This is a genomic window from Cohnella xylanilytica (genome assembly GCF_014212175.1).
Classification (GTDB): Bacteria; Bacillota; Bacilli; order Paenibacillales; family Paenibacillaceae; genus Cohnella; species Cohnella xylanilytica.
This window is the reverse complement of sequence record NZ_JACJVR010000138.1, coordinates 1-13,458: the sequence shown is the minus strand read 5'-3', so window position 1 is coordinate 13,458 and position 13,458 is coordinate 1. Positions and strand designations below refer to the sequence as shown.

The following is a 13,458-nucleotide window of genomic DNA, read 5'->3' as shown; positions in this document are numbered from 1 at the left end:
GCGGAACGCGGGAAGCGGGAGGAGGATCGCGCATGACGAATCGGTTGAAAATCGGGATCATCGGGACGGACACGTCCCATTCCGTCGCGTTCGCGGAGCTGCTGAACGATCGGAATCATCGCTTCCATGTGGAGGGCGGGGAAGTGGTCGCCGCGTATCCGGGCGGCTCCCCGGACTTCGAGCTCAGCATCTCCCGGGTGGCGGCCTTCGCCGGGCAGCTGAGAGACCGGTACGGCGTCCGCCTCGTCGACAGTCCGGCCGAGGCGGCCGCGAGCTGCGACGCGATCCTGCTGCTGTCCGCCGACGGAAGGGTCCACCGGGAGCTGTTCGAGACGATCGCTCCCTACGGGAAGCCCGTCTTCATCGACAAGCCGCTGGCTCTCGGCCTGGAGGAGGCGTCCGCCATCGCGGAGCTCGCCCGGCGCCTGTCGCTCCCCGTCATGAGCGCGTCTTCGCTGCGCTACGCGGAGGCGCTGACGAAGCAGCTCGCGAGCCATCCGGCGGACGACGCCGTGCTCGGCGCGGACTGCTACGCGCCGATGTTCATGGAGCCGACCCAGACCGGGTACTTCTGGTACGGCATTCACGCCGCCGAGCTGCTGTACGCGATTCTTGGAAGCGGCTGCAAGAGCGTGAAGGCGACGGGCTCCGGGGACGAGGAGACGATCGTCGGCGTCTGGCCGGGCGGCGTCGTCGGCACGATCCGCGGCAGCCGCTCCGGCGGCTATCCGTTCGCGGCGGCGATCCGCCGCGAACGCCAGTCCTCCTTCGTCTACGTGCCGTCGGAGGAGAAGCCGTTCTACGCCAGCCTGCTCGAGCGGGTCATGCGGATGTTCGAGACGGGCGTATCTCCCGTCCCGATGGAGGTTACGCTTGAGATCGTCCGCTTCCTGGAAGCGGCCAACGAGAGCCGGAAAACCGGAGAGACGGTCGAACTCTAGGAACAGGAGGCGGATACCCGGATGAGATACATCCTGATTACCGACCTGGAGGGAGCGGCGGGCGTCGACTCCTTCGCCCAGACGCGGACGACGGACCCCGTCGCGAAGGGGCCGGGCATGAAGCAGCTGACGCTGGAGGTGAACGCCTGCGCCGCCGGAATCCGATCGGCGGATTCCGACGCGGTTATCGACGCGGTCGACGGACACGGCTCGGGAGGGCTGTATCCGGAAGAGCTGGTCGGCTGCCGCTATGTCGGCCTGATCGGCACGACCGTCCATCGTCTCCTCGCGGAAGGGGCGTACGACGCGATGCTCTTCGTCGGCCAGCACGCGATGGCGGGAACGGTGGCGGCGCCTCTTAACCATACCTACTCTTCGCTGGAGGTGATGTACTACAGGCTGAACGACGCGTTCATCGGCGAGTTCGGCGCGCGGGCGCTGCTGGCCGGATCGATGGGGGTGCCCGTCATCTTCCTTTCCGGCGACGACAAGGCGGCGGCCGAAGCGTCGATGTTCGTCCCCGAGATCGAGACGGCGATCACGAAGCGGGGCCGGGGCCTCGAGCTCGCCGACCATCTGTCTTCGGAGGAGGCGTGCCGCGTGATCCGGGAGGGAGCGGCCCGGGCGGTCGCCCGCATGGCCGGGATTCCGCCCTATACGGGAATCGAGGCGCCCTATACGCTGGAGATCCGCTATTATCGCCCGATCGCGGACTCCTACTGGACTTCGAACCCGCACGCCGTCTTCGTCGACGAGCGGACGGTTCGGCTCGCCGTCTCCGACCTGTCGCTTCTGCCGTTCTAACGCGCGGCTTTCGGATTTGCGGAACTACGGATTTGCGGAACTACGGAATTGCGGAACTACGGAATTTCGGAATGACAGTGGAACTTCAATCGTAGGAGGGATTCTTGGATGATGATGAAAAGAACTCTGCTCAGTCTGCTGGCCGTGCTGGCGGCGGGAACGACCTTGACGGCGGCGGCGTCCGCGCAAGCCAGTCCGAAGCCGCCCGAATCCGGGCCCGAGCTGGCGAACCTCGCCTTGGGCCGAAGCTATACGCTGGAGACGCCGTACCCGCTCGACGCGCTGTTCGGCAAGACCGAGTCGGCCCATCCGGACGACACCGGCATGCAATTGACCGACGGAGTCTACGGCGGCACGAAGTTCTCCAACCCGGCGTACGTGGGGCGAATCTGGCAGGGCAGCCGGATCGTGACGATCGACCTGGGCGAGCCGGGCACCGTCCGGAAGATCGGCGTCAATGTGCTGCAGGACAACGCGAACGGCATCTTTTTCCCATCCAAGGTTAGCTTCTCGGTCTCCTTGGACGGCAAGAAGTGGGAGCGCCTCCAAGACGGAGAGAGCCGGCTGCCGACGACGCTCGCCGGGCCCGCCGCCCAGACGATCGGCATCGACGGCATCGACAAGACGGCCCGCTACGTGAAGCTGGAGGTTCCGGTCGAAGCCTCGTGGATGTTCATGGACGAGATCGAGGTGCTCGGCACGCCGGACGAATCGGGCAAGAAGCCGCATCCGACCCCGGAACGCTCGCATCAGGACGACGGCTACCCGAAGGCGGGCTCGAAGCAGGCGGCCGGCATCTCCAACCAGGTGCTGCTCTACACCGGAGAATGGCCGTACGAGCCGGCGGACTGGATCTCCTTCACGAAGGAGGACCTGAAGCCTTACGTGTCTTATCTGGACACGGACCTGAACCGGGTCGACTACATGTTCGACGGCTTCCTGTTCCTGCAGTACGCTCCGCTGCTGAACGGCGCCAACTATGGCGCGTCCGGCAAGCCGACGAACAAGGCGGATTGGGAGAAGTCGCTCGACCGGCTGTTCCGGACGGATTACGACCTCGGAGCGCTCGATCAGGCGGTCGCCGAGGCGAAGGCGGAGCTCGGACAGAAGGGCGGCCAGAAGGGCAAGAAGTACGAGGCGAAGGTCGTCGTCTCGATCCCGTATCCGCGCCCGGATCAAGCCGACTTCGGCGACGTGGACGGGGACGGCGTCAGCGAGAACCTGAAGGTGTCCGAGGTCGGGGAGGAGCAGGCGCTCGCGAACCGGGAGAAGGTCGTGAAGTGGTACGTGGACGAGGTCTACAAGCGGTGGGAGGCCGCCGGCTACGACAACATCGAGCTGTCCGCCTTCTATTGGTTCAACGAATTCCTGAACCGGCAGGCGGCCGAGAAGGAGGACGAGCTGATCCGCCGGACGTCCGATTACGTGCACGGCAAGGGCGCCAAGCTCCAGTGGATTCCGTATTACTTCGCGCGCGGCTGGGCCGACTGGCAGGCGGCCGGGTTCGACACGGCGCTCATGCAGCCCAACTATCTGTTCCATAACACGGCGCCGGACCGCGTGAGCACGATCGCCCAAGCGGCGTACGACCACGGCCTCGGCGTCGAGATCGAGATGGCCGACGGCGTGTTGACCGACGCCGCGCTTCGGCAGAAGTACTATACCTACTTGAACGAAGGCGTCGAGCGCGGCTACATGAACTCGTTCAAGGCGTTCTACCAGCAGGTCAAGACGCTGAAGAAGGCCGCGGAGTCGGCCGATCCGGCGGCTCGGGAAGTGTACGACAAGACGTATCGGTATTTGAAAGGCACGTATCAGCCTTGACGGAAGTGGGCTTAGGCCCTTAGCGAGAAGAGGGAGAGGCTCCGGGGGCGGGGCCCTCCCTTCTTGGCCCCGGGCGGCTAACGGAGCCTGTAAACCGTGACCGCGACCGCGATCCGGATGGAGAGAGCGATATTCTCCAGCTCCCATATTGACTAGCGGATAATTTCATCCTACTATGACGCTAAGTCGCCATCGTTTTGCCAATCGAGATAAATATGGAAAAGCCATCTAAATAATGGTAGATTTATGTTGTTCATACGATCGTCGGCGGCGGGGCGGCTTCTCAAGGCCGCGCGCGGCGAATCGTCCGAGCTTGAACGAGAAGGGAAGACATGCCGTGAGCAATGCCTTAGAGACCGGGAAGACCCTCCTGAACATCCGCAGCCACATGAGCGGCTTGACCAAGACGGAGCAGAAAGTCGCCCAGTACATCCTCGAGAACGCGCAGGATGTCATCTACCAATCCGTCACCGAGCTGGCGGAGAGAGCGGACACCGGGGAGACGACCGTCCTCCGCCTCTGCCGGAAGCTGAAGTTCAGCGGGTTCCAGGACTTCAAGCTGTCGCTGGCGCAGGATCTCGTCAAGCCGGTCGAGCATCTCCCCATGGAGATCGCCGAAGGAGACGATCCCTACACGATCAGCCGCAAGCTGACCACGAGCCATTATCAGATTCTGGAGCAGACGCACGAGCTGATGCAGCCGGAGCAGTTGAACCGCGCGGTGAACGCTCTTCTCGGAGCGGCCAGCATCGAGTTCTTCGGCGTCGGCTCGTCCGGCTTCTCGGCACAGCAGGCGGCGCAGACGTTCCTGCGGATGGGCAAGCCGAGCGGAGCCTTGGCGGATTCGCATTTCCAGGCGATGAAGGCGGCTCTTCTGGGGCCGAACGACGTCGCGGTGGGGCTGTCCATCACGGGCAGCACGAAGGACACGATCGACAACCTGACTCTCGCCAAGAAGGCGGGGGCGACGACGATCGCGATTACGAGCAACGCCCGTTCGCCGATCGTCAAGGTGGCGGACATCGTCCTGCTCACCGTGGCGAGGGAGAACCCGTTCCAAGGGAGCTCGATGAGCTCCAAGCTGTCGCAGATGACCGTGATCGATATTCTGAGCGTCGCGGTGTCGCTGGCCCTGAAGGGCGAAGCGTCCAAGTACCGCGAGATGACGGCCAAGGCGATCATCAACAAGATGTATTGATCGGCCGCAACGGCGCTTCGCGTCGCGACGAAGCCCTCGGAAGGGCGGAAGCGCGGGGCGGGGCGCCGTTTTGATTCGGGTGACGGCTCTAACGAGCTCAGGAGACGCTATTTTGCGCCAGAAGCTCCTGGGGCAGCTCTAACGAACCCACGCGACCTTATGTGGAACGAACGAGGGGAAAATCGGGCTTCCAGCACGAAATAGCGTTTCCTGGATTCGTTAGCGCCTCCCGACTGTCATTAAGCGATACCCCACTTACTTCAAAAAAAGGGAGACTCGACGCCTATGCAGATCCAAGTCGGAATCATCGGAACCTCATCGTTCATAAGCCAGGCGTCGCGCGTCATCCAGTCGTTCCCGACGTTCCTGCCGGTCGCCCGGGAGGCGGCGAGCGAACGCGAGGTCGCGGGCGCGGCGGAAGAGCTGGGGCCGGAGGTCGAGGCGCTCGTGCTGTCGGGAGCGCTGTCCAGCCGAGCCGCCAAGCTGAACGCCGCGCTCAGCGTGCCGACCTTCTATGTCCCCTTGAACGGAGCGGGCTTGTACAAAGCCTTGTTCTCGGCGTTCCGCGCTGGGAAGCTGGAGGGCGGCATCTCCGTCGACTCGCTCACGAAGGCGATGGTGATGCGCACGCTCAAGGACCTCGGGCTCGAAGGCACGCCCTTGTACGTGTACGACGGCCCGGCCTACGCTTCCCCGGAGAAGATGGCGGACTATCATCGACGGCTCTCCGAAGCCGGGTCCTGCTCGATGGCGTTCACGGGCGTCGAGGAGGTGGCGGAGCGGCTTGGCCGGCTGTTCGTCCCCTGCGAGCGGATCGCGCATTCCGACCAGGATATCATCGTCAGCCTGGAGCGGGCGCTGCTGTCGACGGAATCCCGGCGGAGCAAGGAGTCGCAGATCGTCGTCGGGATGATCAACGTGGACGACTTCGGCAAGCTCGCGATGAAGCGGACGAGCGAGCACGAGGTGCAGAAGCTGAAGCTCGACATACACCGCATGGTGCTGAATTACGTGGAACTGCTCGACGGCTACCTGACGGCTCTCGGCGGCGACGAATATTTGTTTCTTACCACCCGGGGCATCTTCGAGAGAGAGACGGGCGGCTACAAAACGATCCCGCTGGCGAAGGACGCCTATCAATCCTACGGTCTCTCGCTCAGCGTCGGGATCGGCTTCGGCGTGTCGGCGAACGACGCCGGGACGAACGCGAGAAGCGCCTTGCGCAAGGCGAAGGAGGCGGGCGGCAACGCGTGCTTCATCATCCGCGAGGACGAGACGCTGATCGGGCCGCTGGAGATGGCGGACCCGGTGCAGGCCATTCTCGCTCCGACCGACGCGGCGCTGATCAAGCGGGCGGAGGAGGCCGGCATGACGAGCGCGTATCTGAGCAAGCTGCTGCACCATATGGCGCGCCTCGGCAAGTACGAATACAAGGTGCACGAGCTCGCCGAGCTGCTGAACATTACCGTCCGGAGCGCGCATCGGCTGCTGCTCCAGTGGGTCGACGGGGGCCTCGTGGACATCGTCGGGTACGAGAAAATGCCGAAGGGCCGTCCGCGGCAAATTTATCGGTTTGCTTTTCTAATGGGCAAGTCGCTGTAGTCTCTTCGCGCTCAAATAAAGACGATTTAACGTCCTGTCTTTATATCCTTCGGAGTCTTATGCTGGAGCTGTAGCATCGAACCGAAGGGAGAGGGACGAATGAGAACGATCGAACAATTGGAAGCGAAGCTGGCGGAGCCGTCCCCGGAGCTCGTGCGGGATCTGGGAAGCGTCCCGGGAGATATCGTCGTATTGGGAGTCGGGGGGAAAATGGGGCCGAGCCTCGCGAAGCTGGCCATGAACGCGATTCGCCAGGGCGGGTGGAACAAGCGGGTGATCGGCGTGTCGCGGTTCTCCGACGCGGAGGCCCGCCGGGAGCTGGAGGACGCGGGAGTCGAGACGATCTCCTGCGAGCTGCTGGACGACGAGGCGCTGCGCGCGCTGCCGGACGCCGGGAACGTCATCTACATGGCGGGCAACAAGTTCGGCACGAAGGGGCGGGAGAACTTCACGTGGGCGATGAACGCGTACCTTCCGGGGCGCGTCGCGGAGAAGTACAAGGAGTCTCGCATCGTCGTGTTCTCGTCGGGCAACATCTACCCGTTCCAGCCGGTCGCGAGCGGCGGAGCTTCCGAGTCGGTCGCTCCGGAGCCGGTCGGCGAATATGCGCAATCGACGCTCGGGCGCGAGAGGATCTTCGAATACCATTCGCACAAGAACGGCACGCCGATGGTCATGTTCCGGCTGAACTACGCGATTGACATGCGCTACGGCGTGTTGCTGGAGCTGGCCAAGGCGGTGAACGAAGGCCGGGAGATCGACCTGACGATGGGCTTCGCCAACGTCATCTGGCAGGGCGATGCCAACGCGATGGCGCTCCGCTGCCTGACGCAGTGCAGCAGCCCGCCGAACGTAATCAACATTACCGGGCCGGAGACGATGTCGATCCGCTGGGCCGCGGGCGAGCTCGCGAAGCGACTCGGCAAGGAAGCGAAGCTCGTCGGCGCGGAATCGGAGACGGCGCTGCTGAACAACGCCTCGAAGTCGCACCAGCTGTTCGGGTATCCGCGCGTTCCCCTGCTTCAGATGATCGACTGGACGGCCGAGTGGGTCCGCCACGGCGGCGCGACCTGGAACAAGCCGACGCACTTCCAGGAGAGAAAGGGGAACTTCTGAGCATGAGCGCGAGCAAGAGCATCGACATGAGCATGAGTACGGATGCGAGTAAGAACATCAACATGAACGCGAACACGAATACGAGCATGAACAGGCAGCATGCGGCGAAGACGTTATCCCCGGAGCTCAGGGCGGCGCTGCACGATGGGCTGGTCATTCCGGCCCACCCTCTCGCGTTGAACGAGAACCGCAAGCTGGACGAGGCCAGCCAGCGGGCGCTGACGAGATATTACATCGCGTCCGGAGCCGGGGGCATCGCGGTCGGCGTTCATTCCACGCAGTTCGAGATTCGAGATCCGAAGCACAACCTGTTCGAGAGGGTGCTGGAGCTGGCGGCGGAGGAAGCGGCCCGGGCGAACGTGGACCGCCCGTTCATCCGGGTAGCCGGCATCTGCGGGCCGACCGAACAAGCGCTGCGAGAGGTCGACGTCGCGCTGCGCCTCGGCTACGACGCGGCGCTGCTCAGCATGGGCGGGCTGAAGGATCGGACCGAGAGCGAGCTGCTCGAGCGGACGCGCCGGGTCGCCGAGCGGATGCCGGTCATCGGCTTCTACCTTCAGCCTTCCGTCGGCGGACGCATCTTCACCTACGACTTCTGGAGGCAATTCGCCGAGATTCCGAACGTCGTCGCGATCAAGATGGCTCCGTTCAACCGATACCAGACGCTGGACGTCGCCCGGGCGGTCGTCTTCTCGTCCCGCCGCGACGAGATCGCGCTCTATACGGGCAACGACGACAACATCGTGGCGGACCTGCTGACGACGTTCCGCTTCGACGTGGACGGCGTGACGGTGGAGAAGCCGATCGTCGGCGGGCTGCTCGGCCATTGGGCCGTATGGACCCGCAAGGCGGTCGAGCTGCTGGACGAGATCAAGCGGGTCCGCGGCGACGACAAGATCGCGAAGGAGTGGCTGACCCGCGCGGCTCAGGTGACGGATTCGAACGCGGCTTTTTTCGATCCCGCGCATCACTTCGAAGGTTGCATCCCGGGCATTCACGAGGTGCTCGTCCGGCAGGGCCTCATGAAGGGGACCTGGTGCCTGAACCCCGAGGAGAAGCTCTCGCCGGGCCAGAGCGAAGAGATTGACCGCGTCTACGCGCAGTACCCGCATCTGAACGACGACGACTTCGTCGCCGCCCACCTCGAGCGCTGGCTCTCCGAGCGCTAAGGGCAAGGGGCCATGCGGTTCAAGGACGTCTTCTCTATTATCGGCCCTAGCATGGTCGGGCCGTCCAGCTCGCATACGGCAGGGGCCGTCCGCATCGGCCTCGCGGCCCGGCAGGCGCTCGGGGAACCGCCGCTCGAAGCGGACATTCTCCTGTACGGCTCGTTCGCACAGACGTACAGGGGGCACGGCACGGACCTGGCGCTGATCGCGGGGCTGCTCGGCTACAGTACGGATGACGAGCGCATCCCCGACGCGTATCGCCAGGCGGAGCTGGCCGGCCTGCAGGTGAGGATCCAGGCCGAGAAGAGGCCCGAAGCCCATCCGAATACGGCCGCTCTGTCGCTTCGCGGACGGACGGAGCGGATTCGGGCGAAGGGGCGCTCGATCGGCGGAGGCAACGTCGAGATCGTCGGCATCGACCGCTTCGACGTGAAGTTCGCGGCGGCGCAGCCGACGCTGCTTGTTTTCCACGCCGATCGTTCGGGGATGGTCGCGGAAGTGTCCGGCGTTCTGACGAGGGCGCAAGTCAACATCAGCCATATGCAGGTCGATCGCGAATCGCGGAACGGCGCGGCGCTTACGGTCGTCGAGTGCGATCAGCTGCCGGGCGGCGAGGCGCTTAGGGAGATCGGCCGGATCGCGGGCGTCGGCAAAGTCCGGCTGATCGATCTCGCGGCGAAGGAAGGGATCGGATGAGATTCTCCAGTTTGTCTGAATTGATACGGCTGTGTGAGGAAGAGGGCTTGTCGATCGCTCAGGTCATGATCGCCGAGCAGGCGCGGGAGAGCGGGCAGAGCGTCGAGGCGATTCGGGAGCAGATGGCGGGCTACTACCGGGTGATGAAGGAGGCCGTGAACCGAGGGCTTCGCGACAACCCGAGATCCCGTAGCGGGCTGACCGGCGGAGACGCGAAGCGGGTTCGCGAGTATGCCGCCGGGCGGGAGCCTTCCGTCGGGGGCGAGGCCGCGACCGCCATGGCCTACGCGCTGGCGGTGTCCGAGGTGAACGCGTCGATGGGACGCATTATCGCCACGCCGACGGCGGGCTCGTGCGGCATCATCCCCGGCGTGTTCGTCAGCTCGCAGGAGCGGTTCGGCTGGGAGGACGAGAGGCTCGTGGACGGCTTGTTCGCAGCCGGGGCGATCGGCTACGTCATCGCCAACAACTCCTTCGTCTCCGGCGCGGAGGGCGGCTGCCAAGCCGAGGTCGGCTCCGCCATCGGCATGGCGGCGGGAGCGCTCGTCGAGCTGCGGGGAGGCACGCCCGAGCAGGCGATCCATGCCGTCGGGCTGGCGCTGAAGAACTCGCTCGGCCTCATCTGCGATCCGGTAGCGGGGCTTGTCGAGATTCCGTGCATCGTGCGCAACGGCTTCGGCGCCGTGACGGCGCTCGCGGCCGCCGACATGGCGCTGGCGGGCGTGCGGAGCGCGATTCCGTCCGACGAGGTGATCGGCGTCATGCTCGAGGTCGGCTCCGCCATGCCCGACAAGCACCGGGAGACGGCGAAGGGCGGCTTGGCCCAGACCCCGACCGGGCGGAAAATCATGAAGGAGCTCTACGGTCAGGGGACGCGGCACGAGGAGAAGGAACCGGATGGACAGGGGGACGAGGCATGAGGAGTTTGCTTGAAGCGGCGCGCGAGGCGGCGGCTGCATGGATTGAATTCAGGAGGGAGCTTCACCGGCGCCCCGAGTTGAGTCTCGCGGAGAGCGAGACGGCGGCCGGGGTGAGGCGGCATCTCGACCGTCTCGGCATCCCGTATCGCTCCGGCGTCGGAGGGCACGGAATCGTCGCGGACATCGCCGGCAGCCGTCCGGGCCCTATCATCGCGCTCCGCGCCGACATGGACGCTCTCCCCATCCAGGAGGAGAGCGGGCTTGAATTCGCCTCCGAGAAGCCGGGCCTTATGCACGCCTGCGGGCACGATGCGCATACGGCCATTCTGCTCGGCGCGGCGGAGCTGCTCGCGCGGGAAGCGCGGGAATCGCCGGAGAAGCTCGCGGGAACGGTGCGGCTGCTGTTCCAGCCGGCGGAGGAGATCAATGCGGGAGCTAGGGCGATGATCGAGGCGGGCGCGTTGGACGGCGTCGCGGAGATTTACGGCCTGCACAACCTGCCGACGCTCGCCGCGGGACGGGTCGCCACGCGAAGCGGGCCGATGATGGGCTCCGTCGACCGGCTCGAGATCGAGCTGGAAGGCAAGGGCGCCCACGGGGCCATCCCCGATCAGGGCATCGACCCGATCGTCTGCGCGGCGGCGCTGATCCAGTCGCTCCAGAGCCTCGTCAGCCGCGAGGTGTCGCCGTTCGCGCCGGTCGTCGTCACGATCGGCTCCATTCACGCGGGCGAAGCGAACAACGTCATTCCGCAGACGTGCCGACTCGCGGGCACGATCCGCACGTTCGACCCGGGCGTACAGAAGGGGTTGCCGGCGGCGCTCGAACGCATCGTGCAAGGCATCGCCGCCGCCCACCGCTGCTCCGCTCGGGTTCGCTGCATCCATCAGGTTCCCGTGCTGACGAACCACGAGGCGAACACGCGGCTGGCGGAAGCGGCGATCGACGAGATTATCGGCCGGGAGAACCGGAGCCTCGCCGAACCGACTCTGGCGGGCGAGGACTTCTCGCTCTATCTGGAGAAGCGGCCGGGCTGCTTCTTCTGGCTCGGCTCGGGTCCGCAGCGGGACGCGGAGCGGGCATACGGCTTGCACCACCCCAAGTATCGGCTTCACGAGGAGTGCATTCCCGTCGGCATGGCGCTGCTCGCCGGCATCGCGCTCAGCCGGCTCGCCAACCGCGAATCGCCGACTCTGTAACCTCCATTTTGGAGGTTACAGAGCGCGAACCGCCCGTTGCCGTCGCTGCAACCTCCATTTTGGAGGTTACAGAGCGCGAACCGCCCGTTGCCGTCGCTGCAACCTCCATTTTAGAGGTTAGAGAGCGCGAACCGCCTGTTGCCGTCGCTGCAACCTCCATTTTGGAGGTTACAGAGCACATATTCCGCATTGCCGAAGGGTCCATCCTAAAATGCATACGATCCCCTATTCTTAACAACTCGTGCATCCGGGTTTACGCTGCTAACTGGCCGGTTAGAAGGATAGCCTTTGAACGGGCGCTTACTCCGGCGACTCCAATTGCCATTTGCAGTTGGCCATGACTGCCCGGCCGGTTTCGCGAAGCTAGCCAACGTCCGGCGAGAGTGATATCGTAAGGGAAACGCGATCGATCGTCGGTCGCAGCAAGGCGAAAGGAAAAGGAAGGACTCATGAGAAAAGTCATCGTCATCGGAGCGGGCATCCTCGGAGCGGCGACCGCGTACGAGCTGACTCGGCAGGGAGCGGAGGTTCTCCTCATCGACCGCCGCGATCCGGGGCAGGCGACGGATGCTGCGGCCGGCATCATCTGCCCTTGGCTGTCGCAGCGCCGCAACCAGGCCTGGTATCGCCTGGCCAAGGCGGGCGCGCGCTTCTACCCGGAGCTGATCGGACAGCTGCAGCGGGAAGGGGAGACCGAGACCGGCTATGCCCGGGTCGGCGCGATCAGCATCCATAGCGACTTGGACAAGATCGAGAAGATGGAGGAGCGGGCGAGACAGCGCAGGGAGGACGCTCCGGAAGTCGGAGAGATCGCCCGTCTGAACGAACGAGAGACCCGGGAGCTGTTCCCGCTGCTGGCGGAAGGCTATTCTTCCGTCCGGATCGGCGGCGCCGCCCGGGTGGACGGCCGCGCGCTGCGCGACGCTCTTATCCGGTCGGCGAGAAGACGCGGCGCGGCCCAGATCGAAGGGGATGCGAAGCTGACGTACGAGGGGAACCGGGTGACGGGGGCGTCCGTCGGGGCAGAGCGTTACTCGGCCGACGTCACGGTCGTCTGCGCGGGCGCCTGGGCGAGGCCGCTGTTGGAGCCGCTGGGCATCCGGTTCAACGTCGGCTACCAGAAGGCGCAGATCGTGCATCTCCAGGTTCAAGGCGAGCGGGATACGGGCGATTGGCCCGTCGTCATGCCGCCGTCCGACCAATACTTGCTGGCGTTCGGGCATGGGAAGATCGTCATCGGGGCGACCCACGAGAACGACGTCGAGGGCTACGATACGCGGATCACCGCGGGGGGCATGCAGGAGGTTCTGAACAAAGGGCTGTCGTTGGCGCCGGATTTGGCGGACAGCGCCTTCGCGGAGGCCCGGACGGGCTTCCGCCCGTTTACGCCCGGCTTCCTGCCGGTCATCGGAGCGGTTCCCGGCTGGGTCGGGCTGCTCGCGGCCAACGGGCTCGGGTCTTCCGGTCTGACGGTCGGGCCTTATCTGGGAACCCAACTGGCGAACCTGGCTCTAGGTCACCCGCTCGAAATAAACTTGACCGATTACGACATCCGCAAGGCCATTGAAGAAGCGTAAGGGCCTATGCGTCCAGCACGATCCGGCGCTATCACGGTATGGAGCGCGTCAGGTGGAACAGTACGAGCATGATTAACATCCTCCAGCCCCGCTAACCGCCGCTCCCGACGGAGCGAAAAGCGAAAAGCCTGCGATTCTACGATCGACGTAGATCCGCAGGCTTTTTGCATTCGCAGGGTCCCCGGTCCCCCCGACTTCTGCTCCGATGGCCAACGGCTAACGAATCCAGGAGACGCTATTTCGTCGAAAATAGGAGATTTTCGAATCTAACGAATCGTAGAAACGCTATTTCGTTCCGGAAGCCCGCTTTTCCCCCGAATAACCCCAAATAAGATCGCGTGGATTCGTTAGCTATTCAAAATGGGCTGCTAAGAGCCAAATAGCGACTCCCGGGTTCGTCCCTCGTATTTAA

General features: G+C 64.6%; 11 protein-coding genes. All 11 read left to right on the top strand.

Annotation, left to right across the window (positions count from 1 at the left end; all coding sequences use genetic code 11):
* Window positions 1–32: 32 nt before the first annotated feature.
* Window positions 33–941, top strand: coding sequence for a Gfo/Idh/MocA family protein (locus H7B90_RS30460; protein ID WP_185139674.1), 909 nt, complete (start codon window positions 33–35; stop codon window positions 939–941).
* Between the two features lie 21 nt (window positions 942–962).
* A complete protein-coding gene (locus H7B90_RS30455) occupies window positions 963–1,745 on the top strand; it encodes a M55 family metallopeptidase (protein WP_185139673.1) in 783 nt (260 codons plus the stop codon).
* 108 nt (window positions 1,746–1,853) lie between these two features.
* Entirely contained in the window at window positions 1,854–3,569 is a 1,716-nt protein-coding gene (locus tag H7B90_RS30450; protein ID WP_260411338.1) for a DUF4855 domain-containing protein, read from the top strand.
* Window positions 3,570–3,906: 337 nt separating this feature from the next.
* A complete protein-coding gene (locus H7B90_RS30445) occupies window positions 3,907–4,767 on the top strand; it encodes a MurR/RpiR family transcriptional regulator (protein WP_185139672.1) in 861 nt (286 codons plus the stop codon).
* A gap of 285 nt (window positions 4,768–5,052) precedes the next feature.
* Window positions 5,053–6,369: a hypothetical protein gene (locus H7B90_RS30440; RefSeq protein WP_185139671.1), complete on the top strand. Its 1,317-nt coding sequence runs from the start codon at window positions 5,053–5,055 to the stop codon at window positions 6,367–6,369.
* 99 nt (window positions 6,370–6,468) lie between these two features.
* A complete protein-coding gene (locus H7B90_RS30435; protein WP_185139670.1) occupies window positions 6,469–7,485 on the top strand; it encodes an NAD-dependent epimerase/dehydratase family protein in 1,017 nt (338 codons plus the stop codon).
* A gap of 86 nt (window positions 7,486–7,571) precedes the next feature.
* Window positions 7,572–8,654: a dihydrodipicolinate synthase family protein gene (locus tag H7B90_RS30430; RefSeq protein WP_185139687.1), complete on the top strand. Its 1,083-nt coding sequence runs from the start codon at window positions 7,572–7,574 to the stop codon at window positions 8,652–8,654.
* A gap of 12 nt (window positions 8,655–8,666) precedes the next feature.
* Complete coding sequence (gene sdaAB, locus H7B90_RS30425; protein WP_185139669.1) at window positions 8,667–9,350, top strand: L-serine ammonia-lyase, iron-sulfur-dependent subunit beta; 684 nt, start codon at window positions 8,667–8,669, stop codon at window positions 9,348–9,350.
* The gene (gene sdaAA, locus H7B90_RS30420) at window positions 9,347–10,270 is read left to right on the top strand and encodes an L-serine ammonia-lyase, iron-sulfur-dependent, subunit alpha (RefSeq protein WP_185139668.1); all 924 of its coding nucleotides are present in this window, start codon (window positions 9,347–9,349) and stop codon (window positions 10,268–10,270) included. Before sdaAB ends, sdaAA begins: the two co-directional genes overlap by 4 nt.
* Window positions 10,267–11,469, top strand: a complete 1,203-nt coding sequence (locus H7B90_RS30415; RefSeq protein ID WP_185139667.1) for a M20 metallopeptidase family protein — start codon at window positions 10,267–10,269, stop codon at window positions 11,467–11,469. Before sdaAA ends, H7B90_RS30415 begins: the two co-directional genes overlap by 4 nt.
* A gap of 449 nt (window positions 11,470–11,918) precedes the next feature.
* Entirely contained in the window at window positions 11,919–13,046 is a 1,128-nt protein-coding gene (locus tag H7B90_RS30410) for an NAD(P)/FAD-dependent oxidoreductase (protein WP_185139666.1), read from the top strand.
* The last annotated feature ends 412 nt before the right edge of the window (window positions 13,047–13,458 follow it).

Excerpts from the sequence above, each read along its gene's own strand:
- H7B90_RS30460 (WP_185139674.1), top strand. The coding sequence starts at position 33 with ATGACGAATCGGTTGAAAATCGGGATCATCGGGACGGACACGTCCCAT.
- H7B90_RS30440 (WP_185139671.1), top strand. The coding sequence starts at position 5,053 with ATGCAGATCCAAGTCGGAATCATCGGAACCTCATCGTTCATAAGCCAG.
- H7B90_RS30430 (WP_185139687.1), top strand. The coding sequence starts at position 7,572 with ATGAACAGGCAGCATGCGGCGAAGACGTTATCCCCGGAGCTCAGGGCG.
- H7B90_RS30410 (WP_185139666.1), top strand. The coding sequence starts at position 11,919 with ATGAGAAAAGTCATCGTCATCGGAGCGGGCATCCTCGGAGCGGCGACC.
- H7B90_RS30435 (WP_185139670.1), top strand. The coding sequence starts at position 6,469 with ATGAGAACGATCGAACAATTGGAAGCGAAGCTGGCGGAGCCGTCCCCG.
- H7B90_RS30415 (WP_185139667.1), top strand. The coding sequence starts at position 10,267 with ATGAGGAGTTTGCTTGAAGCGGCGCGCGAGGCGGCGGCTGCATGGATT.
- sdaAB (WP_185139669.1), top strand. The coding sequence starts at position 8,667 with ATGCGGTTCAAGGACGTCTTCTCTATTATCGGCCCTAGCATGGTCGGG.
- H7B90_RS30450 (WP_260411338.1), top strand. The coding sequence starts at position 1,854 with ATGATGATGAAAAGAACTCTGCTCAGTCTGCTGGCCGTGCTGGCGGCG.
- sdaAA (WP_185139668.1), top strand. The coding sequence starts at position 9,347 with ATGAGATTCTCCAGTTTGTCTGAATTGATACGGCTGTGTGAGGAAGAG.
- H7B90_RS30455 (WP_185139673.1), top strand. The coding sequence starts at position 963 with ATGAGATACATCCTGATTACCGACCTGGAGGGAGCGGCGGGCGTCGAC.